This window comes from Burkholderia sp. BDU5 (assembly GCF_001522845.1).
GTDB classification, from domain to species: domain Bacteria; phylum Pseudomonadota; class Gammaproteobacteria; order Burkholderiales; family Burkholderiaceae; genus Burkholderia; species Burkholderia mayonis.
Genome location: NZ_LOWC01000007.1, coordinates 41,131 through 65,903 on the forward strand (window position 1 = coordinate 41,131; position 24,773 = coordinate 65,903).

At 68.0% G+C, this 24,773-nt stretch carries 21 protein-coding genes and 1 riboswitch; of the genes, 13 read left to right on the forward strand and 8 right to left on the reverse strand.

The features are described from left to right. Positions 1-3: 3 nt before the first annotated feature. The 3 genes from WS69_RS01560 to WS69_RS01570 all read right to left on the reverse strand — a co-directional run bounded on the left by WS69_RS01560 (position 4) and on the right by WS69_RS01570 (position 3,385). Positions 4-504, reverse strand: coding sequence for a hypothetical protein (locus WS69_RS01560; RefSeq protein ID WP_059469081.1), 501 nt, complete (start codon positions 502-504; stop codon positions 4-6). Positions 505-571: 67 nt separating this feature from the next. After that, positions 572-1,399 (reverse strand): ferritin-like domain-containing protein, encoded by an 828-nt coding sequence (locus WS69_RS01565; protein ID WP_059469082.1) that lies wholly within the window; start codon positions 1,397-1,399, stop codon positions 572-574. Between the two features lie 321 nt (positions 1,400-1,720). Further along, positions 1,721-3,385 (reverse strand): gamma-glutamyltransferase family protein, encoded by a 1,665-nt coding sequence (locus WS69_RS01570; RefSeq protein ID WP_082715875.1) that lies wholly within the window; start codon positions 3,383-3,385, stop codon positions 1,721-1,723. Between the two features lie 238 nt (positions 3,386-3,623). Here WS69_RS01570 and WS69_RS01575 point away from each other — a divergent pair, with 238 nt between their 5' ends. Next, positions 3,624-4,403, forward strand: a complete 780-nt coding sequence (locus tag WS69_RS01575; protein ID WP_059469083.1) for a DeoR/GlpR family DNA-binding transcription regulator — start codon at positions 3,624-3,626, stop codon at positions 4,401-4,403. Positions 4,404-4,725: 322 nt separating this feature from the next. Continuing rightward, a complete protein-coding gene (locus tag WS69_RS01580) occupies positions 4,726-4,923 on the forward strand; it encodes a phage tail assembly chaperone (protein ID WP_010101796.1) in 198 nt (65 codons plus the stop codon). Positions 4,924-4,989: 66 nt separating this feature from the next. Here the strand turns inward: WS69_RS01580 and WS69_RS01585 are convergent, their stop codons facing one another. Beyond that, entirely contained in the window at positions 4,990-5,361 is a 372-nt protein-coding gene (locus WS69_RS01585) for a hypothetical protein (RefSeq protein WP_059469084.1), read from the reverse strand. A 166-nt stretch (positions 5,362-5,527) separates the two neighbouring features. Between WS69_RS01585 and glpD the strand changes: the two genes are divergently transcribed. The 4 genes from glpD to WS69_RS01605 all read left to right on the forward strand — a co-directional run bounded on the left by glpD (position 5,528) and on the right by WS69_RS01605 (position 10,517). Then, positions 5,528-7,060 (forward strand): glycerol-3-phosphate dehydrogenase, encoded by a 1,533-nt coding sequence (gene glpD / locus WS69_RS01590; RefSeq protein WP_059469085.1) that lies wholly within the window; start codon positions 5,528-5,530, stop codon positions 7,058-7,060. A gap of 114 nt (positions 7,061-7,174) precedes the next feature. After that, complete coding sequence (glpK, locus tag WS69_RS01595) at positions 7,175-8,677, forward strand: glycerol kinase GlpK (RefSeq protein ID WP_059469133.1); 1,503 nt, start codon at positions 7,175-7,177, stop codon at positions 8,675-8,677. A 112-nt stretch (positions 8,678-8,789) separates the two neighbouring features. After that, a complete protein-coding gene (locus tag WS69_RS01600) occupies positions 8,790-9,506 on the forward strand; it encodes an MIP/aquaporin family protein (RefSeq protein ID WP_059469086.1) in 717 nt (238 codons plus the stop codon). A gap of 324 nt (positions 9,507-9,830) precedes the next feature. After that, positions 9,831-10,517 (forward strand): HAD family hydrolase, encoded by a 687-nt coding sequence (locus WS69_RS01605; RefSeq protein WP_059469087.1) that lies wholly within the window; start codon positions 9,831-9,833, stop codon positions 10,515-10,517. A gap of 76 nt (positions 10,518-10,593) precedes the next feature. Here the strand turns inward: WS69_RS01605 and ribB are convergent, their stop codons facing one another. From ribB to WS69_RS01620, 3 genes are all read right to left on the reverse strand, one after another. Next, the gene (ribB, locus tag WS69_RS01610; RefSeq protein WP_059469088.1) at positions 10,594-11,322 is read right to left on the reverse strand and encodes a 3,4-dihydroxy-2-butanone-4-phosphate synthase; all 729 of its coding nucleotides are present in this window, start codon (positions 11,320-11,322) and stop codon (positions 10,594-10,596) included. Positions 11,323-11,459: 137 nt separating this feature from the next. Beyond that, a riboswitch (FMN riboswitch) is annotated at positions 11,460-11,608 on the reverse strand. Between the two features lie 129 nt (positions 11,609-11,737). Further along, complete coding sequence (locus WS69_RS01615; protein WP_059469089.1) at positions 11,738-12,406, reverse strand: helix-turn-helix domain-containing protein; 669 nt, start codon at positions 12,404-12,406, stop codon at positions 11,738-11,740. Positions 12,407-12,538: 132 nt separating this feature from the next. Then, positions 12,539-13,711, reverse strand: a complete 1,173-nt coding sequence (locus WS69_RS01620; RefSeq protein ID WP_059469134.1) for an MFS transporter — start codon at positions 13,709-13,711, stop codon at positions 12,539-12,541. A 142-nt stretch (positions 13,712-13,853) separates the two neighbouring features. Between WS69_RS01620 and WS69_RS01625 the strand changes: the two genes are divergently transcribed. The 7 genes from WS69_RS01625 to lnt all read left to right on the forward strand — a co-directional run bounded on the left by WS69_RS01625 (position 13,854) and on the right by lnt (position 22,896). Beyond that, a complete protein-coding gene (locus tag WS69_RS01625) occupies positions 13,854-14,786 on the forward strand; it encodes a LysR family transcriptional regulator (protein ID WP_059469090.1) in 933 nt (310 codons plus the stop codon). Positions 14,787-15,123: 337 nt separating this feature from the next. Then, positions 15,124-16,524 (forward strand): tRNA (N6-isopentenyl adenosine(37)-C2)-methylthiotransferase MiaB, encoded by a 1,401-nt coding sequence (gene miaB / locus WS69_RS01630; protein WP_059469091.1) that lies wholly within the window; start codon positions 15,124-15,126, stop codon positions 16,522-16,524. Between the two features lie 26 nt (positions 16,525-16,550). After that, on the forward strand, positions 16,551-17,615 hold the full coding sequence (locus WS69_RS01635) for a PhoH family protein (protein ID WP_059469092.1): 1,065 nt from the start codon (positions 16,551-16,553) through the stop codon (positions 17,613-17,615). 570 nt (positions 17,616-18,185) lie between these two features. Next, entirely contained in the window at positions 18,186-18,974 is a 789-nt protein-coding gene (gene ybeY, locus WS69_RS01640) for an rRNA maturation RNase YbeY (RefSeq protein ID WP_059469093.1), read from the forward strand. 20 nt (positions 18,975-18,994) lie between these two features. Continuing rightward, positions 18,995-19,633: a gamma-glutamylcyclotransferase gene (locus tag WS69_RS01645; protein WP_059469094.1), complete on the forward strand. Its 639-nt coding sequence runs from the start codon at positions 18,995-18,997 to the stop codon at positions 19,631-19,633. A gap of 635 nt (positions 19,634-20,268) precedes the next feature. Beyond that, positions 20,269-21,156: an HlyC/CorC family transporter gene (locus WS69_RS01650; protein WP_038751910.1), complete on the forward strand. Its 888-nt coding sequence runs from the start codon at positions 20,269-20,271 to the stop codon at positions 21,154-21,156. A 45-nt stretch (positions 21,157-21,201) separates the two neighbouring features. Further along, positions 21,202-22,896, forward strand: a complete 1,695-nt coding sequence (gene lnt / locus WS69_RS01655; protein WP_059469095.1) for an apolipoprotein N-acyltransferase — start codon at positions 21,202-21,204, stop codon at positions 22,894-22,896. A gap of 66 nt (positions 22,897-22,962) precedes the next feature. On the opposite strand, the gene WS69_RS01660 is transcribed toward lnt, so the two are convergent. After that, positions 22,963-24,600, reverse strand: a complete 1,638-nt coding sequence (locus WS69_RS01660) for a tetratricopeptide repeat protein (RefSeq protein ID WP_059469096.1) — start codon at positions 24,598-24,600, stop codon at positions 22,963-22,965. Between the last annotated feature and the right edge of the window lie 173 nt (positions 24,601-24,773).

The window sequence follows — 24,773 nt, forward strand, 5'->3', positions numbered from 1 at the left end:
CCTTCAGCGCTTGAGCTGCGCGATCTGCCGCGCCCAGCGCGCGAGCACGGCGCGCGCATCGGCGTCGGCAAGCTCGAACGTGACGCCCGCCGTCAGACGCGCATAGCCGACTCGCTGCGCTTCGCCGCCGACGAGCGTGGCGATGAAGCGCGCGAGCCCGTCGCCGGTCGAATCGGATGAATCGATGCGCAAACGCGCCTGATGGAACGCGTCGTCGGCGACGAACGTGAGCGTCGCGTCGGGATGCGCGGCGAGCGCGCGCGCCGCACGCGACTGCGGCCATAGCGAGAAGCGCAGCGACTGCGCATCGGGCGCGTAGAGCTCGCCCGCGCTCAGCAGCGTCGAGCGCGGCTGCGGCGGATCGACGTCGCGCTCGACGACGACGAGCGCGGCGGTGAAGCCCGCCTTGTGCGCGAGATCGTCGCCGTCGAACAGCGCGAGCGCAGCGCTCGGCCACACGTCATACATCGTCCGTTCGAGGGTGCGTCGGTCCGGATCGGTCACGGTGTTCTCCTGCTGCGCGTCGTGTCGAACGAAACCCGCAGCATACCGCGCGACGCGGCGCCGACGCTTACCGGAAGAACACGTGCTGCGTGAGCTTCGTCAGCGGATAGTGGACGCCCGGCTGGATCTTCGCGGGCAAGTCGAGCGGCTTGAGCAGCATCTTCACGCACATGTCCGCGGACAGGTTGCGCCGCACGAGCGCGTTCACGCGCGCGGTGCGCTCGCGGCAATACGCGGAATCGCCCGCGCGGTCCGGATAGCGGATCGCGAACACGTGCCGCAGCGCGATCTCGGAGTCCTCGTTCTTGATCTCGAGCACGCGCCGCGTCAGCGCGCCGAGCACCGCGAGCCGGCCGTTGCCCTCGACCTCGTTGTATTTCTTGAAATAGCGGAAGAAGTGCTTGTAATGGCGGACTTCGTCGGTGCGGATGTTGTCGGTGATCTCCTTGAGCACGGGCTCGTCCGAGCACTCGTTGATCGCGCGATAAAGCGTCGCCGTGCCCGTCTCGACGACGCAGCGCGCGACCATCTCGAGCGCCCGCGTCTTCTCGAACGCTTCGAGCGAGCAGGTCTTCGAATACTCGTCGAAGAAATTCGCGAATGCGAGATCCCAGTCGAACTCGGGCCACACGTGCGCGATATACGCCTTCAGCGCGCGGCCATGCTGCAACTCCTCGTGTTCCCATTCGGTGTTGAGCCACGCCGACACTTCGCGATCGTCGTCGAAGAATTGGCTCAGGTTGCTCGTGTAAAGATCGGAGCCGCTCTCGATGAACGACGCTGCGCACAGCAGCAGCAACAGATCTTCGTTCGCTGCGGCGCGTTGACGGTCGATTCGCGTCAGGTCGATGTCTTCGATGCGCCAGGGCATCTCGTGCGAGGTATCAGCCAGCATGTTTCGCGCTCCCAAACGCCGCTTCGCGTCCGGACGGGCCGCGCCGCGCGCGGCTCGCGATCCCGCCGGTTGCGGCGCGTTGAAATCGGTTATTCGACACGTCCGGCCATCTTAGCCGGACTTTTTTGATCGTGCTTCGAGCACTGACCTTAACCGGCAATCGCAGTTCCACGGCGATTATCACGCAATATTAGACCCGTAATTCGAAAAGGCGTGCGATATCGAAAGCGAAAGCCTTTTTTGAAATGCCTTTCGATATCGTTTCGCCTGCAACGAACGCCGCGCGCAAGACGCATGCGCGGCGCGCGCATCCCGTGCGCGTCAGAAACCCGCCGCGAGACCGTCGCGCCGGCTGTCGCTCGCCGCGACGTAGCCGCGGTCGGGTTCGCTGCGGTCGAGCCGCCAGATGAACTGGCCGGACCCGAAGTCCATGTAAGGATCGTCGATCGCCTGGATCGTATGGCCGCGCGCGGCGAGCGAATCGACGACGGACGCATCGAGCGCCGCCTCGACATCGAGCGTGAACGACCGGCTCACCCTCCAGCGCGGCGCGTCGCATGCGGCCTGCGGCTGCTGGCCGTAGCCGAGCATCCGCACGATCGTCTGCAGATGGCCCTGCGGCTGCATGTCGCCGCCCATCACGCCGAAGCTCATCACGGCTTGTTGCCGCCCGTCCGCCTGCTGCGTGACGAACGCCGGGATGATCGTATGGAACGGCCGCTTGCCGCCCGCGACGACGTTCGGCGACGCCGGGTCCATCGAGAATCCGCAGCCGCGGTTCTGCAGCGCGATCCCGGTGCCCGGCACGACGAGTCCCGAGCCGAAGCCCATGTAGTTGGACTGGATGAAGCTCACCATCATCCCGCGCTCGTCGGCCGCCGACAGATAGATCGTGCCGCCCGCGCGCGGCATCCCGAACGTGAAGTGCGTCGCGCGCTCGACGTCGATCAGCTTCGCGCGCGCGTCGAGATACGCGTCGTCGAGCATCTGGGCGGGCGTGACTGCCATCGCGCGCGGATCGGCGACGTAGCGGTGGACGTCGGCGAACGCGAGCTTCATCGCCTCGATCTGCACGTGCTGCGAATCCGCCGAATCGAGCGGCAGGTCGGCGAGATCGAAGCGCTCCATGATGCCGAGCGCGATCAGCGCGGCGATCCCCTGCCCGTTCGGCGGGATCTCGTGCACCGTGTAGCCGCGATAGTCCTTGCCGATCGGCTCGACCCACTCGGGCCGGTACGCGCGCAGGTCGTCCGCGCTCAGCGCGCCGCCGCCTTCGCGGAAGAACGCGGCGATCGTCTCGGCGATGCCGCCTTCGTAGAAAGCGCGCGCGCCTTCGGCCGCGAGCGTGCGCAGCGTCTTCGCATGGCCCGGCAGCCGCAACAGCTCGGCCACCTCGGGCGCGCGGCCGCACGGCATGAAGGTCTCCGCGAAACCCGGCTGGTTCTTCAGCTCGGGCACGGCGGCCGCCCACTTGTGCGCGACGATCGCAGCGACCGCATGCCCGCGCTCCGCGAGCTCGATCGCCGGCTCGAGGAGGTCGGCGAACGGCAGCGAGCCGAATTTCGCATGCAGCGCTTCCCAGCCGGCGATCACGCCGGGCACCGTCACCGTGTCCCAGCCGCGCGTCGGCTGCCGCGCGAGGCCGTTGCCCGCTTCGCCGTGCCGGCGGCGGAAGTAGTCGACGCTCCACGCAGCGGGCGCAACGCCCGATGCGTTCAGGCCGTGCAGCTTCGCGCCGTCCCAGACGAGCGCGAACGCGTCGCCGCCGAGGCCGCACGACACCGGCTCGACGACGGTGATCGCAGCCGCCGCGGCAATCGCCGCATCGACTGCGTTGCCGCCCTTCCACAGCATCCTGAGCCCCGCCTGCGCGGCGAGCGGATGCGACGTCGACACGACGTTGCGCGCGAATACCGGCACGCGCGTCGTCGGATACGGGTTGCGCCACGAGAAGGTCGCGCCGGGCATGTTCGAGTGAAGATTCATCGCAAGTAGACTGTAAACGGGATCGAAACAGACATTCCAACGCGAATGGGCGGCCCCGACAAATTTATTTGTCACATGAATTGATGCGCCGGAAGCATGAATCAAGTCTAAATCGAATGCCGCGCCGGTGCGCGGGCATGTATGCCGCACGCCGGACGAATCGGCCCGAACAGCCCTTACAATGCGGATTGCCGTCCCCAGTTCCCCGCTCCATCGAGCCGAATCGAAACCCCTGAACATGACACGAGACCCCCGCCTCACCCTGAACGCACGTCAGCAGGAATTGCTCGAATGGGTGCAGCGCGACGGCTTCGTCACAGTCGACGATCTCGCCGCTCATTTCGACGTGACGCCGCAGACGATCCGCCGCGACGTCAACTGGCTCGCCGATCTGAACCTGCTGCGCCGCTACCACGGCGGCGCGAGCCTGCCGACGAGCTCGGAGAACCTGTCGTACACCGCGCGCCAGCGGATGTTCCACGACGAGAAGCGGCGCATCGCGGCGCTCGCCGCTTCGCACATCCCGGATCAGGCTTCGCTCTTCATCAACCTCGGCACGACGACCGAGGAAGTCGCGCGCGCGCTGAACCGGCATCGAGGCTTGCGCGTGATCACGAACAACCTGAACGTCGCGAGCATGATGAGCGGCTATCCGGAGTGCGAGGTGCTGATCACGGGCGGCATCGTGCGGCCGTGGGACAAGGGCGTCGTCGGCGAGCTCGCGATCGACTTCATCCGCCAGTTCAAGGTCGATTACGCGATCATCGGCACGTCGTCGATCGAAAACGACGGCACGCTGCGCGACTTCGACACGCGCGAGGTGCGCGTCGCCGAGGCGATCATCCAGCACGCGCGCACTGTCTACCTCGTCACCGACCATTCGAAGTTCGGCCGCCCGGCACTCGTGCGGCAGGGGCATCTGAGCCAGATCCATGCGCTCTTCACAGACAAGCCGCTGCCCGGCGACATGGCCGAGACGATCGCGCAGGCGGGCACGCAAGTGTACGTCGCCGACTGACCGGACCGCCGCCCGAGCGACGGGTCGCGCTGCTGCACCGCACCCAAAACTTCAAGTGAAATCAAGGAATTGCCGCACCGGTAAAACCGCCTGACGAATTCCTTGATGTCAATCAGAAAATTATCAGGGTGTGATTTGTAGATGCCGGCTCGCTTGACTACACTCCAAATCCCCGGCGCGGTTGCGCGTACTTTGCGCAACCGGGGCGGCGTCTCAATAACGCCAAGGCCGGGACAGCGGCTTTTCCCCCCACGCCTTCCCTTGCTGGGTCACTCGACCGGACACTTGCACCCGGGACAGTACGGTTGTCATGGAGAGAACGATGCTAAGTCCGCATGAATTCGCCACGCTGTTGCTTGTGAAGGATGCTCCCGACCAAGCCGACATGGACCGCGACGAACTCGACGCGTTGCTCGAGCGACAGCTCGTGAAGCTGGAGGCGCTCGGCTCCGGCAAGAAATACTGCGTCACCGAAATCGGCGACGCGGCATTGCGATCGATCAAGCTCCGATATTCGTGATGTACTGGCCGGAGGGGCGCAGCCAGTGCCAGGCCGCGCCCCTCCGGCCCATCCCTTTCCCGCCTCTCAACCGCCGCGCAGCGACGGATCGACGGCTGCTCGCCAGCTGATCGCCTGCGCGCGCGCGTCGTTGAGATAGCTCACCCAGCGGCCCCGCCCGGCCGGGTCGGCGCTCGTCCCCAGCGCCGCGTGGCGCCGCGCAAGTTCGTTTTCGAACGCACAGAAGCGCGCATCCGTCAGCTTGCCGTGGCGCTTCGCAACCCACGCATCGAACATCGCCGAATAGACGGACTGCGCGTCGCCGCCATAATCGCGCACCTCGCCGCAGGTCCGCTGCAGCTCGGCAAACGATGGTCCGCCCCAGCCGCCGAATTCGGACGGCACGCCCGCACATCCGGCCAGCAGCGCGAACGCGCCGGCCGCGATCATCGTACGCATGTGTACACCTCGCTCGTTGATCCTCCGCCAGTATCGTCCGGGATCGTGCGCTGCGCCACCCGGCCCTCAATAGCGAACTTTACTTTTTCGATTATGTTCGTTAAATTTCGAATTCGAACATTTCAGGTTCGCTCATTTTCTGTTATATGAACGATAGGATCAGCGGGTGACTCAACAGAATCGTTACGATCTGCTCGTCGTCGGCGGCGGGATCAACGGCGCGGGCATCGCGCGCGATGCGGCCGGCCGCGGCCTGTCGGTGCTCCTGTGCGAACAGGACGACCTCGCGTCGCACACATCCTCTTCGAGCACGAAGCTGATCCACGGCGGTCTGCGCTACCTCGAGTACAAGGAATTCGGGCTCGTGCGCAAGGCGCTGCAGGAACGCGAGACGCTCTTGCGCGCGGCGCCGCACATCATTTGGCCGCTGCGCTTCGTGATGCCGCACATGCCGAACCTGCGTCCCGCATGGCTCATCCGCATCGGCCTCTTCCTGTACGACCATCTCGCGAAGCGCGAACTGCTGCCCGGCTCGCGCGGCATCGACATGCGCCGCCACCCGGCGGGCGCGCCGCTCATCGATTCGATCAAACGCGGCTTCGTCTATTCAGACGGCTGGGTCGACGACGCGCGGCTCGTCGTGCTGAACGCGCTCGACGCGCAGGAACGCGGCGCGCGCATCCTCACCCGCACGAAGCTCGTGTCGGCCGAGCGCCGCGACGGCGAATGGCGCGCGCAGCTTCGGCGCGCCGACGGCTCGACGCTCGACGTGCGCGCCCGCGCGATCGCGAACGCGGCGGGCCCGTGGGTCGGGGAAGTGCTGCACGGCGCGCTCGGCCGCGGCGCGCAGCACAGCGTGCGCCTCGTGAAGGGCAGCCACATCGTCACGCGGCGCCTGTTCGATCACGACCACGCGTACATCTTCCAGAATCCGGACAAGCGGATCATCTTCGCGATTCCGTACGAGCGCGACTTCACGCTGATCGGCACGACCGACGTCGAATACCACGACGATCCGTCGCGCGTCGCCATTGATCGCGACGAAACGCGCTATCTGTGCGAGTCGATCAATCGCTATTTCAAGCGTAAGATCTCGCCCGCCGACGTGTGCTGGACCTATTCCGGCGTGCGCCCGCTCCTCGAAGACGAGAACGCGGACAACCCGTCCGCCGTCACGCGCGACTATCGCCTCGAGATGGACGACGGCGCGAGCGCGCCGCTCCTGTCGGTGTTCGGCGGCAAGATCACGACGTTCCGCAAGCTCGCCGAAGAGGCGACCGACATGCTCGGCGGCACGCTCGGCGCGGCGCGCGGCGCATGGACGGCGGGCGTGCCGCTGCCGGGCGGCGACATCGCCGATGCGCGCTTCGCGCCGTTCGCCGCAACCTTCGCGAAACGCCATCCATGGCTGCCCGCCGCGCTCGCGCGCCGCTATGCGCGCGCGTACGGCACGCGCGCCGAGCGCGTGATCGGCCGCGCGAAGTCGCTCGCCGAGCTCGGCGCCGAGCTCGCGCCCGGCCTTCATGAAGCGGAATTGCGTTATCTGCGCGACGCCGAATGGGCGACCTGCGCGGACGACGTGCTGTGGCGGCGTTCGAAGCTCGGCCTGCATGTCGCGCCGGGCACGCTCGACACCGTGACGGCCGTGCTCGACGCCTGGTTCGGCGCCGCGCGCGAAGCGGCGAGCGCCGCGCATTGACCGACGCGCATCGACGCCGGCGGCAACGGACGACGACAGGAAACACCGGAAACGCGCCGCACCCGCGGCGCCAATCACAACGACGTACGCTACGTACGGATGGAGATGAGACAAATGCAGGATCAATACATCCTCGCGCTCGACCAGGGCACGACCAGCTCCCGCGCCATGCTGTTCGATCGACAAGGCAACATCGTGTCGATCGCGCAAAAGGAATTCGAGCAGATTTATCCGCAGCCGGGCTGGGTCGAGCACGACCCTCAGGAGATCTGGTCGACGCAAGCGGGCGTCGCGGCGGAAGCCGTCACGCGCGTGGGCCTGAACGGCACGGCGATCGCCGCGATCGGCATCACGAACCAGCGCGAGACGACGATCGTCTGGGATCGCGAAACGGGCCACCCGATCTACAACGCGATCGTCTGGCAGGATCGCCGCACCGCCGATTTCTGCGACCAGCTGAAAGCGCAGGGCCTGAGCGAAAAAGTCCGCGCGAAGACCGGCCTGCCGATCGACTCGTACTTCTCGGCCACCAAGATCCGCTGGATTCTCGACAACGTCGAGGGCGCGCGCGAGAAGGCGCGCCAGGGCAAGCTCGCGTTCGGCACGGTCGACAGTTGGCTCGTCTGGAACTTCACGAAGCACGAGCTGCACGTGACCGACGTGACGAACGCGTCGCGCACGATGCTCTTCAACATCCATACGCTCGACTGGGACGACGAGCTCCTTGACGCGCTCGAAATCCCGCGCAGCATGCTGCCGGAAGTGCGTGCGTCGTCCGAGATCTACGGGCCGACGAAGACCACGGTGTTCGCGTCGAAGATCCCGCTTGCCGGCATCGCGGGCGACCAGCAGGCCGCCCTCTTCGGCCAGATGTGCACGACGTCCGGCATGGTGAAGAACACCTACGGCACCGGCTGCTTCCTGATGATGAACACCGGCGAGAAGCCGATCGAATCGCAGAACAACCTCGTCACGACGATTGCGTGGCAGGTCGGCGGCAAGGTCAACTACGCGCTCGAAGGCAGCATCTTCATCGCGGGCGCGGTCGTGCAATGGCTTCGCGACGGGCTCGGGATCATCAAGAGCGCATCGGAGATCGAAACGCTCGCAAGCGGCGTGCCGCACACGGACGGCGTCTATCTCGTGCCCGCGTTCGCCGGCCTGGGCGCGCCGCACTGGAACGCGCGCGCCCGCGGGTCGCTCTTCGGCGTCACGCGCGGCACGACGTCCGCGCACCTCGCGCGCGCGGCGCTCGACTCGATCGCGTATCAATCGCTCGACGTGCTGAAGGCGATGGAAGCCGACTCGGGCATCCGGATCGGCGAGCTGCGCGTCGACGGCGGCGCGAGCGCGAACAACCTGCTGATGCAGTTCCAGGCCGATCTGCTCGGCGTGGACACAGTGCGTCCGCGCGTCACCGAGACGACCGCGCTCGGCGCCGCGTATCTCGCGGGCCTCGCGATCGGCTATTGGGAGAACGTCGACGAGCTGCACAGCCAATGGCAGCTCGAACGCCGCTTCGCGCCGTCGATGCAGAGCGAGCAGGTCACTTCGTGCCTCGCCGGCTGGCAGCGCGCGGTGCGCGCGGCGAAGGCGTGGGCGGACGACACGCACTGAGCCGGTTCGTTCGGCATCCGCAGCAACTCAATTCAATACATATATTCACAACAATCAGGCGGGCCGCGCGACGCAAGCCGCGAGCCCGCCATACCGGTAGAGAGACGACATCATGTCACCATATATCGCGGAGTTCATCGGCACGGCTCTCCTCGTGCTGCTCGGCAACGGCGCTGTTGCGAACGTGCTGCTCGCGAAAACCAAGGGTAAGGGCGCCGACCTCATCGTCATCGTGATGGGCTGGGCGATGGCGGTATTCGTCGCGGTCTACGTGACCGCATCGTTCTCCGGCGCGCACCTGAATCCGATCGTCACGATCAGCCTCGCGCTCGCGGGCAAGTTCGCTTGGGCGAAAGTGGGCGGCTACATCGCGTCGCAGATGCTGGGCGGCATGGCGGGCGCGTTCCTCGTGTGGCTCGCGTATCGCCAGCACTTCGCAAAGGAAGCCGATCCCGATCTGAAGCTCGCCGTGTTCTGCACGGCGCCCGCGATTCGCAGCGTCACGCACAACGTACTGACGGAAGCGATCTGCACGTTCGTGCTGATTCTCGGCGTGCTGTACCTCGCGTCGCCGCAAGTCGGCCTCGGCTCGCTCGACGCGCTGCCTGTCGGCCTTCTCGTGCTCGGCATCGGCATCTCGCTCGGCGGCCCGACGGGCTACGCGATGAGCCCCGCACGCGACCTGTCGCCGCGCATCATGCACGCGCTCCTGCCGATTCCAGGCAAGCGCGACAGCGACTGGCGCTATGCGTGGGTGCCGGTGCTCGGGCCGCTCGTCGGCGGCGTGCTCGCGGCGAACCTGTATCTGTATCTGCATACGACGCACTGACCGCGATGCGGCGCCGCGCCGCGTTCGCATCCAGGCCGCGCGTCGACTACGGTCGCAAGCCCCCTCGCGCCTCGCCGGGCGAGGGGGTTTTTCGTTTTGCGCTTCACCTCCTGTCGCTCGCGAGCGACACACCCGTGTAGCCGCGGACATCCTCGCGGCTTCGCCATCACGCCGCCCCCCTTGCACCCGCGTCGGCGCGAGCGAACGAGCGCCGCCCGCCAGCGCGACACGCCGCATCGCGCGCCGGCGCCGACGAAGCGCGCCCGCCGCCGGCAAAGCACGTATCATGGCGCTTCGTCGCCTCATCCCATTTTCGTTGTTTCTATGCTCGACCACCTCATTTGCGACTGCGACGGCGTGCTCGTCGACAGTGAAGTGATCGCCGATCGCGTGCTGTTCGACACGCTGTCGGCCGCGTTCCCCACGATCGATTTCGCGGCCGACGCGAAAGCCGCGTTCGGCCAGCAGACGTCGCGCTTTCTCGCCGGCCTCGAAACGCGTCACGGCATCGCGATGCCGGCGGATTTCCTCGAGACGATCGATCACAACATCGAGATCGGCCTCGCGCAATGGCTCGCGCCGATCGCGGGCGTGCGCGACGCGCTGACGAAGATCGCGCTGCCCGCGGCCGTCGTGTCGAACAGCCGGCTCGAGCGCGTGCGCAACTCGCTCAAGCGCGCGGCGCTCACCGACGTGTTCGGCGAGCGCGTGTTCAGCGCCGAGCAGGTTGCGCGGCCAAAGCCCTATCCGGACGTGTACCTGCACGCGGCAAAGACGCTCGGCGTCGAGCCGGCGCGCTGCGTCGTCGTCGAAGACAGCGTGTCGGGGCTGAACGCGGCGCGCGCGGCCGGCATGAAGACGATCGCGTTCGTCGGCGCGAGCCACATCCCCGGCGGCTATGAAGACGCGCTGCGCAAGATGGGCATCACGCGGATCATGCGCTCGATGGACGAACTGCCCGCGCTCGTCGAGGCGGGCAGGCGCGGCGAATTCGGCGACGTGCAGTCGTAGCCGCGCGAAATCGCCTCGCGTACGGCGCGGCTTGCGCGCCGTACGCGCCCCTCCCGGCAGAATCGGACGGAATCGATCAGGCGGCGTCCTCGCAGCACGCGTCGCGTTCGCGCTCGCGCGCCGCCGCGAGCCGTTCGCGAAACGCGACGAGTTCGGCGATCGTCAGCATCGGCAGCCCGTGCTGCGCGGCGAAGCGCTCGACGTCCGCGCCGCGCGTCATCGTGCCGTCCGGGTTCATCAGCTCGCACAGCACGCCCGCCGGCTTCAACCCGGCGAGGATCGAGAGATCGACGGTGCCTTCGGTATGGCCGCGCCGCGCGAGCACGCCGCCCGGCGCCGCGCGCAGCGGAAACACATGGCCGGGGCGCACAATGTCGTGCGGCTTCGCGTCGTCGGCGATCGCCACGCGGATCGTCGTCACGCGATCGGCGGCCGACACGCCCGTCGACACGCCGACGCGCGCCTCGATCGACACCGTGAACGCGGTGCCGTTCTTGCTCTCGTTCAATTGGGCCATCGGCGGCAGCTCGAGCGCGCGCACCCGCTCGTCCGTCAGGCACAGGCACACGATGCCGCTGCACTCGCGGATCAAGAGCGCCATCGTCTCGTCGGTGAGCCGCTCGGCGGCGACGATCAGATCGGCTTCGTTCTCGCGGTCGTGGTCGTCCTGCAGCACGACCGCGCGCCCTTCGCGCAGCGCGGCGAGCGCAGCGGCGATGCGCGGCGGCACCGGTTCGGCAGCGAGCAACGGGAGGTCGGAGAAAGCGTCGGCGGGCGCCGACTTCGAAGGCAACGGAAACGACATGATATGAAACGCTCCTCGCGGATAGAATTGGGCGAAAAACGTTTCAGGGCTTAGCAAACAGACAGCGCGACGCCGCTCCCGCGCCGCGCGGACGACACCGCGCGCGCAGCGGACAAGACCTGCGCACATGACCATCTGCACATCTTCTTTCATCCGGACTATGACCGTCGGCTCTGGCATCGGACCAGATCTGCTGACCCCGCGCATCGCGCGGGCGCTCGCGGGCTTGCCGGCAACATGCCGACCTACCGCCGGTGGGGATTTCCGCCCCGCCCTGAAGACGCACTGATTGCCGGACGAACCGGCGGGTGAAGCATACAACACCTGCGGGCCCGCCGCAGCGAGAACCCGCCAAGACCCTACCGACGAAGCCGTCTAAACCGCGCGACGCGCAAAGGCGCACCGCAGCCCGGCGTCACGCCGGCACGTGCCAGCGCGGCGGCACTTCGGCGTTCACCGTCACGCGGAACGCGCGCGCCTCGGTATCGCCGGGATTGCGCAGCGTGTACGGCTGGTCCGCGTCGAACACGATCGCGTCGCCCGTGGCGAGCAGCTGCCGGCGATCGTGGATGCTGACTTCGAGCGTGCCTTCGCTGACGACAAGATTCACGCTCGTGCCGGGCGCGCGCGGCGAGCCGGGCTCGGTGTGCAGCGGCGCGATCCGCAGCTCGTGGAATTCGGCGACCGCGGGCTCGCCTTCCGGATAGAGCGCGCGCGCGGAAAAGCGTCCGTTCGAACCGACGACGCGCACCGCGCGCTCGGCGGACAGATGCTCGAAGCCGTTGACCGCGTGCCGCCGCAGGAACGCGGCGACCGACACCTTCAGTGCGGCCGCGACCTTGCAGAGCACCTTGATCGACGGCACGCTGCGCGCCGATTCGATTTGCGCGAGCATCGCGCGCGACACGCCGGAAAGCCGCGCGAGCGCGTCGAGCGACAACTGGCGTTCCGCACGCAAGCGCGCGAGGTTCACGCCGACGAGCCGCTCGAGCCCATCGAACGACTCGTGCGATGCGTCGGCGTCGGCCGCGGAAGCGGCATCCAGTGAAGACACATCGCGCACGAGCGCCAACGGAGAATGCATGACGTTGCCTCCAGGGCTGCAGCGAGCCCAGCGGTTTCAGATAAGGCAAGACTAACATCCGCTCGGGGCCCGTCAAACAAAGTTATCTTCACACTGTTATCAGGATCGCAGAGGACAGCGTTTTGCGATGCGTCATTGCGCCGTTGCAGCCGCACCCGATGAGACGCGCGTATCAAGCCGCGCGGCGAACATCGTGACCACGAGCGCCGCGAGCGTGACGGCGGCCGCGAGCCACGGCAGCGCGTCGAGCGGCATCCCGTGCGACAGCGCGACGCCGCCGAGCCACGCGCCGCCCGCGTTACCGACGTTGAATGCGCCGATGTTGAGCGTCGACGCGAGATTCGGCGCATGCGCGGCCTTCTCGACGACGCGCGCCTGCAGCGGCGGCACCGTCGCGAACGCCGCGATCCCCCAGACGAACACCGTGACGGCGGCCGCGACGGGCAGATGGCTCGTCTTCGCGAACACCGCCATCACGACGATCAGCGCAATGAGGATCGCGATTAGCGACGGCATCAGCGCGCGATCCGCGAGCTTGCCGCCGATCGTGTTGCCGACCGTGAGTCCGGCGCCGAACAGCACGAGGACGAACGACACGGAATGCGGCGAGAAGCCCGCCACGTCCTCGAGGATCGGCGCGATGTAGGTGAACACGACGAACACGCCGCCGAAGCCGAGCACCGTCATCGCGAGCGCGAGCCAAACCTGCGGCTCCTTCAGCACGCGCAGCTCGCGGCCGAGCGCGGCGCCCGCCGCGTCGCGCCGGTTCGGCACGAGCGCAGCGATCCCGGCGAACGACGCGACGCCGAGCGCCGCGACGATCCAGAACGTCGCGCGCCAGCCGAACATCTGGCCGACGAACGTGCCGAACGGCACGCCGAGCACGTTCGCGAGCGTGAGCCCGTTGAACATCAGCGCGATCGCGCTCGCGCGTTTGTCGACGGGGACGAGCGACGCGGCGACGACCGCGCCGATGCCGAAGAACGAGCCGTGCGCGAACGACGTGACGACGCGCGCGATCATCAGCATCCCGTAGCCTTGCGCGACCGCGCACAGCACGTTGCCGGCGATGAAGATCGACATCAGCAGTTGCAGCGCCGCCTTGCGCGGCATCTTGCTCGTGAGCACGGCGAGGAGCGGCGCGCCCGCCGCGACGCCGAGCGCATAGCCGCTCACGAGGAGGCCCGCGGACGGCAGCGTGACCGCGAGGTCGCGCGCGACGTCGGGCAACAGGCCCATGATGACGAATTCGGTGGTGCCGATGGCGAACGCGCTGATCGCGAGCGCGAGTAACGGTAGGGGCATGAGACGCTCCGGGTGCGGGATGCGGCGCGACTCATGCCGCACCGCATCAAAAGACCTGATGAGCGCGCATTGTCTCGAATCACAGGATTTTTGATAATTAGCGTAGCATTTGAACCATTTTCAAAAATTTTGTGAAAATCACATGGATCGATTGGGTGACATCCGCTTGTTCGTCGAGGCGGCGGAGCTCGGCAGCCTGTCGGCCGCCGGGCGCAAGCTGAACCTGACGCCCGCCGCCGCGAGCGCGCGGCTCGCGAAGCTGGAGGCGAAGGTGTCGACGCGCCTCTTCGAGCGCTCGACGCGGCGGCTGCGGCTCACCGACGAGGGCCGCCTATATCTGAACTGCTGCCGGCAGGCGCTGCAGGCGCTCGACGACGCCGACGCGATGCTGCAGGAAGGCCGCAACGTCGTGAGCGGCAAGGTGCGGCTGTCGTCGACGTCGGATTTCGGGCGCAATCAGTTGCTCGACTGGCTCGACGAGTTCAACGCGCGCTACCCGGACGTGACGTTCGCGGTGACGGCGTCGGATTCGTCGTCGAACCTGTGGCAGGACGAGATCGATCTCGCGATCCGCTTCGCCGCGCCGCCCGACGGCGCGCTGATCGCGCGACGGCTCGCGGCGAACCGGCGCGTGCTGTGCGCATCGCCCGCGTTCGTCGGCAAGCACGGCGCGCCGAAGGACCCGCTTGATCTGGCCCGTTTTCCGTGCAACGTGATTACGATCGCATCCGGGCCGATCAACGTCTGGCGCTTCACGCGCGGCGACGACACGCAAACCTACACGGTGCCGCTCGCGAACGCGCACGAGACGAACGACGGCGGCCTGACGCGCGAATGGACGATCCGCGGCTACGGAATCGCGCTGAAATCGATCTGGGACATCGCCGCCGACGTCCGCGCGGGCCGGCTGAAAGTGCTGCTGCCCGAGTGGCGGCATCACGACGCGCCGCTGCACGCGATCTATCACGGCAAGCGCTACATGGCGCCGCGCGTGCGGGTGCTGCTCGACTTCCTCGTCGAGCGCTTCGCGAAGGAGGAGGCGGCGCTTGAGGATCTGCTGAACGCATGCCGGTGACGCGGGTGCGTTCGGCTTCGCGCCTCTTTCATGGATTCGCTTTCCTGCTTTCACGCTTCCAGCGCGAGGACCGCGCGCCGCCGTGGACATCCCCTCGGTCGCGCAAACACGCCGCCTACCGGTCACCGTCCTCGGCGCAACCAAGCAAGCGCCGTCCTCCCCGCGCGACGCGCCGCCGCCCGCCCCGCGAAGCCCGAAAAGCTATAATGGAGAGCTTTCCCGGCGGCATCTCTCCGTACGCGCCCCGCGCTTTCGCGCGGCTGACGGCGCGCCGATCCGTCCCCCGATCCACTTTGAACGACGCCCCCAGGTCAACCACTGCGAACGGCGAATCCTCATGACCAAGAAAGTTTACGTAAAGACCTTCGGCTGCCAAATGAACGAGTACGACTCCGACAAGATGGTCGACGTGCTCAATGCGTCCGAAGGCCTCGAAAAGACCGACTCCCCCGAAGACGCGGACATCATCCTGTTCAACACCTGCTCGGTGCGCGAGAAAGCGCAGGAGAAGGTGTTCTCCGATCTCGGCCGCGTGCGCGAGCTGAAGGAGGCGAAGCCGGATCTGCTGATCGGCGTCGGCGGCTGCGTCGCGAGCCAGGAAGGCGCGTCGATCGTCGCGCGCGCGCCGTACGTCGACCTCGTGTTCGGCCCGCAGACGCTGCACCGCCTGCCGCAGATGATCGACGCGCGCCGCGCGAGCGGCCGCGCGCAGGTCGACATCACGTTCCCCGAAATCGAGAAGTTCGATCACCTGCCGCCCGCGCGCGTCGAAGGCCCGAGCGCGTTCGTGTCGATCATGGAAGGCTGCAGCAAGTACTGCAGCTATTGCGTCGTGCCGTACACGCGCGGCGACGAAGTCTCGCGTCCGCTCGACGACGTGCTGACCGAAATCGCCGGCCTCGCCGACCAGGGCGTGCGCGAAGTAACGCTGCTCGGCCAGAACGTGAACGCATACCGCGGCGCGCTGACGGCCGGCTCGCCCCCCAAGGGGGCTTCCTTCGGGGCGCACGACATCGCCGATTTCGCGACGCTGATCGAATATGTCGCCGACATTCCCGGCATCGAGCGGATCCGCTATACGACGTCGCATCCTAAGGAATTCACGCAGCGCCTGCTCGACGTCTACGCGAAGGTGCCGAAGCTCGTCGACCACCTGCACCTGCCCGTCCAGCACGGCTCCGACCGCATCCTGATGGCGATGAAGCGCGGCTACACGGTGCTCGAGTACAAGTCGGTGATCCGCAAGCTGCGCGCGATCCGGCCGAACCTGTCGCTGTCGACGGACATCATCGTCGGCTTCCCCGGCGAGACCGAGGCCGATTTCGACAAGACGATGGCGCTCGTCCACGAGATGAGCTACGACACGAGCTTCTCGTTCATCTACAGTCCGCGTCCCGGCACGCCGGCCGCGAACCTCGCCGACGACACGCCGCGCGAGCTCAAGCTCAAACGCCTGCAACATCTGCAGGCGACGATCGAGGAGAACGTCGTACGCATCAGCCAGTCGATGGTCGGCAAGGTCGAGCGCATTCTGGTCGAAGGGCCGTCGCGCAAGGATCCGAACGAACTCGCGGGCCGCACCGAGAACAACCGGGTCGTGAACTTCCCGGCGCCGCTCGCGTCGCACCCGCGCCTGATCGGCCAGATGATCGACGTGAAGATCAATCACGCGTATCCGCACTCGCTGCGCGGCGAGCTCGTGCTCGCGCGCGACGACGCGAGCGCCGCCACGCACTGAACGCCCAACAGGAACCCGACGCCACTTTGAAAACCGCTCAAGCACTGGAATTCACCGCGCCGCGCGACGACAACGCACGCCTCGCGAACCTCTGCGGCCCGCTCGACGAAAATCTGCGGCAGATCGAACAGGCGCTCGACGTGACGCTGTCGCGGCGCGGCCACCGGATCTCGATCCGCGGCCGCGCCGCGAAAACCGCGCTCGCGGCGCTCGAAGATTTCTACAACCGCGCGCGCGATCCGCTGTCGGTCGACGACATCCAGCTCGCGCTCGTCGAGGCCCGCCACCCGGGCAATTCGCGCCGCAACGGCAATGGCGAAGGCGAGCCCGAAATCGACGTGCGCTTTCGCGGCGATCCGGATCATCCGTTCGACGAGCCCGTCGTGCGCATCGGCGAAGAACCGTACGTCGACGAGACAGCGCCGAAGCTCTACACGCGCCGCGCAGACCTGCGCGGCCGCACGCCCGCGCAGCGCGAATACCTGAAGCAGATCCTGTCGCACGACGTCACGCTCGGCGTCGGGCCGGCAGGCACCGGCAAGACCTATCTCGCGGTGGCGTGCGCGGTCGACGCGCTCGAGCGCGACCAGGTCAAGCGCATCGTGTTGACGCGGCCGGCCGTCGAGGCGGGCGAACGGCTCGGCTTTTTGCCGGGCGACCTCGCGCAGAAGGTCGATCCGTACCTGCGGCCGCTCTACGACGCGCTGTACGACCTGCTCGGCTTCGACAAGACCGCGAAGATGTTCGAGCGGCAGATGATCGAGATCGCGCCGCTCGCGTACATGCGCGGCCGCACGCTGAACCACGCGTTCATCATCCTCGACGAGGCGCAGAACACGACGCCCGAGCAGATGAAGATGTTCCTCACGCGGATCGGCTTCGGCTCGAAGGCGGTCGTCACGGGCGACACGAGCCAGGTCGACCTGCCGCGCGGGCACAAGAGCGGGCTCGTCGAAGCGCAGCAGGTGCTCTCCGGCGTGCGCGGCATCGCGCTCACGCGCTTCACGAGCGCGGACGTCGTCCGGCATCCGCTCGTCGCGCGAATCGTCGAGGCCTACGACGAGTTCCACGCGCAGCACAAGGACGAGTAAGCGGGGCGAACGGGCTCGGTGGAATCGGTTCGATCGGCGGCCGCTTGCGCGATTGCACACGTCTCGGGTGACGGGCGGCAAACGCGGCCTGTCCGGGCAGCGTTCGCTTCGTTCGTTCGCTTCGTTCGCTTCGTTCGCTTCGTTCGCTTCGTTCGTTCGCTTCGTTCGTTCGCTTCGTTCGTTCGTTCGTTCGTTCGTTCGTTCGTTCGTTCGTTCGGCAGCATAGACCGCAGCGGCGCTCGGCCGCGCGCATGTCGATCGAAATCCCAACCTCGCGACACCACGTCGGCCGATCCGGCGACGATCGAGCGCCGTTCGCGTACCGGCCGGTGCGGCACCGTGCGACGATCGCCCGAATCCGCGCACCTTGCATCGGCGAAGCGCCGACCGAACAGCCGGCCGTTTTCAGGCCCTCACCCGTCGCCGAGCGCCGGCCGTACACCGCCCCTTCGAGTCGCCCGACCGCCGCGCGCCAGCACCTTCCCCGCTTCCGGCGATCCTGTTAAACGGCGCTCCGGGGGCTTGTCCGTTTGGTGTATCCTCAACCGCGTTCAAACCGACGCAAGCGTCATGAAATCGTCCCGTTCCTCAAAGCCCGTACGCGCCGACGCGGCGCAACCCGCGTTCCCTCGCCTGTCGCTGCTCGACGCGAAAGGCAAAGTCAAGACCGTCGATGCACAGGCGCTGCGCGTCGACTTCGCCGACGGCCGCAGCCTGATATTCGACCTGTCCGGCAGCTCGGGCGACGCGGCGGTCGCGATCGTCGCGCAGCACACGGATCCGTCGCTGCGCGCGACGATCGCGCTGCGCCCCGAGCACTACGACAGCGTGACCGTCGAGGTCGGCGCCGACGAGAATCCGGACTTCGCGCACGACGAAGCCGACGGCGAAGCCCAGGCGCACGAGCCCGAGCTCGATCTCGCGGTCCAGTACGGCGACGAGGTCGGCGACGCGCAGCGCAAGTCGCTGCCGAAGCGCAAGGTGATCGCCGAATGGCTCGAGCCCGCGATCTTTTCCGATGCGCAGTTCACCGTGCGCTTCGTCGGCGCGGACGAAGGGCGCGCGCTCAACAACAGCTATCGGCACAAGGACTACGCGACCAACGTGCTGACCTTCGCGTACGGCGAGGAGCCGGACGGCGTCACGGTCGCGGACCTCGTGCTGTGCTGCCCGATCGTCGAAAAGGAAGCGCGCGAGCAGGGCAAGACGCTCGTCGCGCATTACGCGCACCTGCTCGTGCACGGCGCGCTGCATGCGCAGGGCTACGACCACGAGCGCGGCGACGAAGACGCGGCCGAGATGGAAGCGCTCGAAATCGACATCCTCGCGAAGCTCGGCTTTCCGAATCCGTACCGCTGATTCGCATCGCCCCGCCCGCCGTGAGCCGCCCCGCACCCGCCCCCACCCGCCGCCCCTACCCTCCGTCGCTCGGCGAAGCGCGCTACCTGAGCGACGGCGAACTCGCGGCGTCGCTCGGCGCGACGCTCGCCGGCTGGGATCGCACGAGCGATCTGTGGCTGTTCGGCTATGGCTCGCTGATCTGGAACCCGGGCATGCCGGCCGTCGAGGCGGTGCGCGGGAAGGTCCACGGCTACCACCGCGGGCTCTACTTGTGGTCGCGCGTGAACCGCGGCACGCCCGAGCAGCCGGGGCTCGTGCTCGCGCTCGACCGCGGCGGCTCGTGCATGGGGCTCGCGTTCCGGCTCGCCGGCCGCACCGCGATGCCGCACCTCGAAGCGCTGTGGCGGCGCGAGATGGCGATGGGCTCGTATCGTCCCGCGTGGCTGCCGTGCGCGCTCGCGGGCGGCGAGCGGGTCAGCGCGCTCGCGTTCGTGATGCGGCGTGACGTCCCGACCTACACCGGCAAGCTGACCGACGACGTCGTGAAGGCCGTATTCGGCTGCGCGAGCGGCCGCTATGGCACGACGCTCGACTACGTGAGCCGCACCGTCGACGCGCTGCGCGACAGCGGAATGCCCGACCGGGCGCTCGAGGCGCTGCTCGCGCGCTGCCGGTAGTTCGCTGCCCATAGTTCGCCGCCGGCATCCTGCCGGATCGGCGCGAGAAACCGGCGGGCATCGCGCGCCGTTACGGATCGTGCTCCCGGCCGTATGCCCCGCCGATGCCGGTCGCACGCGCGGTCTCCCCGCCACGTCTCGCCGACCGGCTCCACGAACCCGCATCGCCCGCCTGCCTCGCGAAATTCACGTCCCGCCCGGCTTCTCGAGCGATCGACCATGCAATTCGGCTCGCCGCGCCGCGCCCCTTCGCGCCGGCCTGGCAGCCTGCCTCGCCGCACGGCTTCCTGCCGCGTCGGGCCACACCCCCTTCTGCCGAGCGCCCCGGTTGCCCGTCCTGCGCCCATCCGACCGACCATAGACATCGCCGCGCCGACGCACATCCCGGCGCGCCGGCGAGCGCTCCGCGGCGCGCCGCGGCATCTCGTCCCATCCGGCGCTTTTTTTCCGCCGCCGCCCGCGCGCCTGTTTCTGCGCTACGATGAGGGCACGCCCAAGGCCGCGCCGTCTGGCCGGAATCGCGCGAAAAGCCGCTTCGGCTCGCGCGGACGCCCGTCGACACGGTCGCGCCATGACCTTGGTGTATCCTTGCCAATTCCGTGACAGCGCGCCTCCGATTCGCGGGGCGCACCACCATGAACGATTCGTATCCCAGTCGAAAATCCTCCGACAAACCGCATGAAAAACGCTCGCTGCTCGAGCGTCTGACCGACTTCATCTCGCCCGAACCCGATTCGCGGGCCGAGCTCCTCGAAATCCTCCAGGACGCGCACGAACGCAACCTGATCGACGCCGATTCGCTGTCGATGATCGAAGGCGTGTTCCAGGTGTCCGACCTGTGCGCGCGCGACATCATGGTGCCCCGCGCCCAGATGGACGCGCTCAACATCGCCGACAAGCCCGAGGATTTCATCCCGTTCGTGCTCGAGAAGGCGCACTCGCGCTACCCGGTGTACGAAGACAACCGCGACAACGTGATCGGCGTCCTGCTGGCCAAGGACCTGCTGCGCTTCTACGCGGAAGAGGAATTCGACGTGCGCGGGATGCTGCGCCCCGCCGTCTTCATCCCCGAATCGAAACGGCTGAACGTGCTGCTGCACGACTTCCGCGTGAACCGCAACCACCTCGCGATCGTCGTCGACGAATACGGCGGCGTCGCGGGCCTCATCACGATCGAGGACGTGCTCGAGCAGATCGTCGGCGACATCGAGGACGAATACGATTTCGACGAGGAAGCCGGCAACATCATCGCCGCGCCGGACGGCCGCTACCGCGTGCGCGCGCTGACCGAGATCGAGCAGTTCAACGAAACGTTCGGCACCGATTTCTCCGATGATGAAGTCGACACGATCGGCGGCCTCATCACGCACCACTTCGGCCGCGTCCCGCATCGCGGCGAGAAGGTGCGCCTGGGCGACCTGCTGTTCGAGATCCAGCGCGGCGACGCCCGCCAGATCCACGTGCTGCTCGTGCGCCGCGCGCCGCTCGCGGGCCGGCGCAGCAGCTCGGCCGGCGAAGACTGACGCGCCGCCCGCCCGTTTCCCCAACCCGCTCTCCCGACGCAACGCATGGCCGAACCGATCTCGACCCGCTCGCAACCGAGCGTCTCCTCTTCGGCGAGCGGCCGCGCGCTGCCCGTCTGGCACTATCCGGCCGCGCTCCTCGCGGGCGCGGCCAACACGCTGACGTTCGCGCCGACGCCGCACGGCGGCTGGCTGCAGCTCGTCGTATTCGCGTGGCTCTTCGCGCAGCTCACGCGCACGACGAGCTGGAAGCACGCGGCGGCCACGGGCGGCGCGTTCGGCTTCGGCAACTTCATCACCGGCATCTGGTGGCTCTACATCAGCATGCACGTGTACGGCGAGATGGCCGCGCCGCTCGCGGGCGGCGCGCTCGTGCTGTTCTGCCTGTACCTGGCGATCTATCCGGCGTTCTCGGCGGGCCTCTGGTCGTTCTGCGCAGGCCACGCGCAAAACGGCCGCACGGCCGATCCGCGCCCGTTCTCGCCGACCTGGCACGGCGCATTCGCATTCGCGAGCGCGTGGGCCGTCGGCGAATGGCTGCGCGGCACCGTGCTCACCGGCTTTCCGTGGCTCGCGAGCGGCTATGCGCAGGTCGACGGGCCGCTCGCCGGCTATGCGTCGATCGTCGGCGTCTACGGGATCGGCTGGGTGCTCGCGCTCGTCGCGGCGCTCGCCGTGCAGGCGGTCGCGCGCGCGCGCGGCGACGGCGACCGCCGCGAAAACGGCAGCGCCGATGCAAACGCGACAGGCGGCGCACCCCGGTCGTCCCGCGCGCCGCGCGTCGCGGCGCCGGCGCTCGCAGCCGTCGCGTTCGTCGCGATCGGCCCGCTGCTCGCGCTCGTGCCGTGGACCGTGCCCGCGAACGCGCCGCTCACGGTGCGCCTGCTGCAAGGCAACGTGAAGCAGGACATCAAGTTCGAGGAAGCGGGCATCACGGCCGCGATCGAAATGTATCAGAAGATGATCACCGACAAGCCCGCCGATCTGATCGTCACGCCGGAGACGGCGATCGCGGTGCTGATCCAGGAGCTGCCCGAGCCGTTCGCGCGCGCGGTGCGCAATTTCAGCGACACGACCGACACGGCGGTGCTGTTCGGCGCGGTCGGCGGCACGGTGACGGCCGATGGCCGGATCGTCGATTACACGAACAGCCTGTACGGCGTGACGCCGCATTCGCGCGACATCTACCGCTACGACAAGCATCATCTGGTGCCGTTCGGCGAGTTCATCCCGTGGGGCTTTCGCTGGTTCGTCGACCTGATGAAGATGCCGCTCGGCGATTTCGCGCGCGGCGCGCCGGTCCAGCAGCCGTTCATCGTGCGCAACCAGCCGGTGATGGCCGACATCTGCTACGAAGACATTTTCGGCGAACAGATCGCGGCGACGATCCGCGACAATCCGGTGTCGCCCGGCGTGCTCGTCAACGTGACGAACCTCGCGTGGTTCGGCGACACGATCGCGCTCGACCAGCACCTGCAGATCGCGCGGATGCGCTCGCTCGAGACGGGCCGGCCGATGCTGCGCGCGACGAACACAGGAATGACGGCCGCGATCGACGCGCAGGGGCGCGTGCTCGGCCAGCTGAAACCGTACACGATCGGCTCGCTCGACGTGCGGATCGAAGGCACCGCCGGCCGCACGCCGTACGTGACGAGCGGCAATGCGACGGTGCTCGCGCTGTCGCTGCTGCTGCTCTCGTTCGGCTTCGCGTTCGGGCCGGGGCTGCGCCGGCGCGGCTGACGCCGCCGGTGTGGGCGCGCAGCCATCGTCGGCCGCCCGCGCAGACGGCCGGCCTGCTTTCCCGCATCAGCGTGCGCGCTGCGCCCATTCGCACAGATCGCGCGCCGCCTCCTCCATCACCGGCTCCCAGCGCGCGAACGCGCGCTGACGATACAGCGTCGCAGTCGGATACCACGGACTGTCGCGCCGCTCGAGCTGCCACACCCAGTGCGGATTGACGTCGAGCAGCACCCACGTCGGCCGCCCGAGCGCGCCGCTCAGATGCGCGACCGACGTGCAGACGCTCACGACCAGATCGAGCGCGCCGACGTAGGCCGCCGTGTCGTCGAACGTGCTCAGCTCGGCGGTTTCGTCGACGATCGGAAAGCCCGCCGCGCGCGCCGCCTCGACATCCGCCGCCGCGCCCGGCTGCAGCGAATGAAACGTCACGCCGCCGATCCCGCCGAACGCGGCGGCATACCGGTCGAGGCCGACGCGCCGGAACGGATTGCGCTGATGCGTGAGGCTGCCCGTCCACGCGAGCCCCACGCGCAGCGGCGCTGCGTCCACCGGCGCCGACGCGGCGAAGCGCTCGCGCCATCCGGCGATCGCCGCGTCGTCCGCGCGCAGATACGGCACGGTGTCGCCGAGCAGCGCGTCGCCAAGTCCGAGCATCCAAGGCGCGCTCATCAGCGGAATCTCATAGTCGAACGGCTGGAGCGCGGCGACGCCGCCGCCCGCGCGATAGCCGTCGACGTGCGCGCCCAGGCTGCGCACGAGCAGATCGCCCATCTGCGGAAACGAATTCCACTCGAGCCGCCCGCCTTCGCGATGCACGCGCTCGGCGAGCGCCGGCACGAAGCGGGCGAACTGCAGCAGGTCGCCCATTCCCTGCTCGCCCCACACGAGCAGCGTCTTGCCTGCGAGCGGCTCGCCGCGCCAGCGCGGGCCGGGCAGCGCGGGCAGCTTGCCGCGCAGCTCGGGCGCGCCGCTCCAGCGCATCTCGTGCTCCGGCCAGCCGGCCGCATAGTCACCGCGCGCGAGATGAATCAGCGCGAGGTTGAAGCGATGCGACGCATTATCGGGATCGCGCTCGCTGACGCGCGCCGCGATGCGTTCGGCGTCGTCCCAGCGCTGTGCTTCCTTGTACGCCATCGCCGCGTTGTTGAGCGCGAGTGGGCTGTCGGGCGCGAGCGCGAGCGCCTTCGCCGACGCCTCGAGGGCGCCCGGCAGATCGCAGCCGCGCAGCCGCGCGATGACGAGATTGATCCACGCGTCGGGCGCCGACGGCGCGTCGGCCGCCGCCCCTTCTAGCAGCGCAAGTTCCTCCGCCGCGTCGCCTCCCGCCATTCGGACGGCAACCGCGAGGTTGTTCTTCAGCGACGGCCACGCGGGCGCGACGGCCAACACTCGTCGGTATGGCGAGATCGCATCCGCATGCCGCCCCGCATACTGCAGCGCGTAGCCGTGATTGAACGCGGCGGCGGGCGACGTCGGCGCGAGTGCGTCGTAGAGGCGCGCAAGTTCGACTGCGTCGTCCGTGCGCCCTGCGCCGACGAGCGCCATCGTCAGTTGCGGGATGGCTGCGTCGTCCACGGGATGCAGCAGGCGGGCGGCCTCGAGCCAGATCGCGCGGGCGTCGCCGCTGGCGTCGAGCGACCGGCGAAGCATCGCGACGAGCGGCGGCACGAGCGGAACATTCGGACTGGATGCGGCTGAAGACATAAGCGATCGTCACGGTGACAGCGTGGCGCACCTCGCGGCGCCGGAAGCGCTCCATCTTACCGGCTCGACATCGCCCGGCATCTCGAAAATGCGACGAGGGCTTCGCCGCGTCGCCCGGCCGGCATGCGCGCCCGAGCGAATGCCCGACACACGATCCGTCGCGGAGCGCCCGC

Coding starts and splice junctions, on each gene's coding strand:
- WS69_RS01565 (WP_059469082.1), bottom strand. CDS start 1,399: ATGCTGGCTGATACCTCGCACGAGATGCCCTGGCGCATCGAAGACATC.
- WS69_RS01570 (WP_082715875.1), bottom strand. CDS start 3,385: ATGAATCTTCACTCGAACATGCCCGGCGCGACCTTCTCGTGGCGCAAC.
- WS69_RS01575 (WP_059469083.1), top strand. CDS start 3,624: ATGACACGAGACCCCCGCCTCACCCTGAACGCACGTCAGCAGGAATTG.
- WS69_RS01580 (WP_010101796.1), top strand. CDS start 4,726: ATGCTAAGTCCGCATGAATTCGCCACGCTGTTGCTTGTGAAGGATGCT.
- WS69_RS01585 (WP_059469084.1), bottom strand. CDS start 5,361: ATGCGTACGATGATCGCGGCCGGCGCGTTCGCGCTGCTGGCCGGATGT.
- glpK (WP_059469133.1), top strand. CDS start 7,175: ATGCAGGATCAATACATCCTCGCGCTCGACCAGGGCACGACCAGCTCC.
- WS69_RS01600 (WP_059469086.1), top strand. CDS start 8,790: ATGTCACCATATATCGCGGAGTTCATCGGCACGGCTCTCCTCGTGCTG.
- WS69_RS01605 (WP_059469087.1), top strand. CDS start 9,831: ATGCTCGACCACCTCATTTGCGACTGCGACGGCGTGCTCGTCGACAGT.
- ribB (WP_059469088.1), bottom strand. CDS start 11,322: ATGTCGTTTCCGTTGCCTTCGAAGTCGGCGCCCGCCGACGCTTTCTCC.
- WS69_RS01615 (WP_059469089.1), bottom strand. CDS start 12,406: ATGCATTCTCCGTTGGCGCTCGTGCGCGATGTGTCTTCACTGGATGCC.
- WS69_RS01620 (WP_059469134.1), bottom strand. CDS start 13,711: ATGCCCCTACCGTTACTCGCGCTCGCGATCAGCGCGTTCGCCATCGGC.
- WS69_RS01625 (WP_059469090.1), top strand. CDS start 13,854: ATGGATCGATTGGGTGACATCCGCTTGTTCGTCGAGGCGGCGGAGCTC.
- miaB (WP_059469091.1), top strand. CDS start 15,124: ATGACCAAGAAAGTTTACGTAAAGACCTTCGGCTGCCAAATGAACGAG.
- ybeY (WP_059469093.1), top strand. CDS start 18,186: ATGAAATCGTCCCGTTCCTCAAAGCCCGTACGCGCCGACGCGGCGCAA.
- WS69_RS01650 (WP_038751910.1), top strand. CDS start 20,269: ATGAACGATTCGTATCCCAGTCGAAAATCCTCCGACAAACCGCATGAA.
- lnt (WP_059469095.1), top strand. CDS start 21,202: ATGGCCGAACCGATCTCGACCCGCTCGCAACCGAGCGTCTCCTCTTCG.
- WS69_RS01660 (WP_059469096.1), bottom strand. CDS start 24,600: ATGTCTTCAGCCGCATCCAGTCCGAATGTTCCGCTCGTGCCGCCGCTC.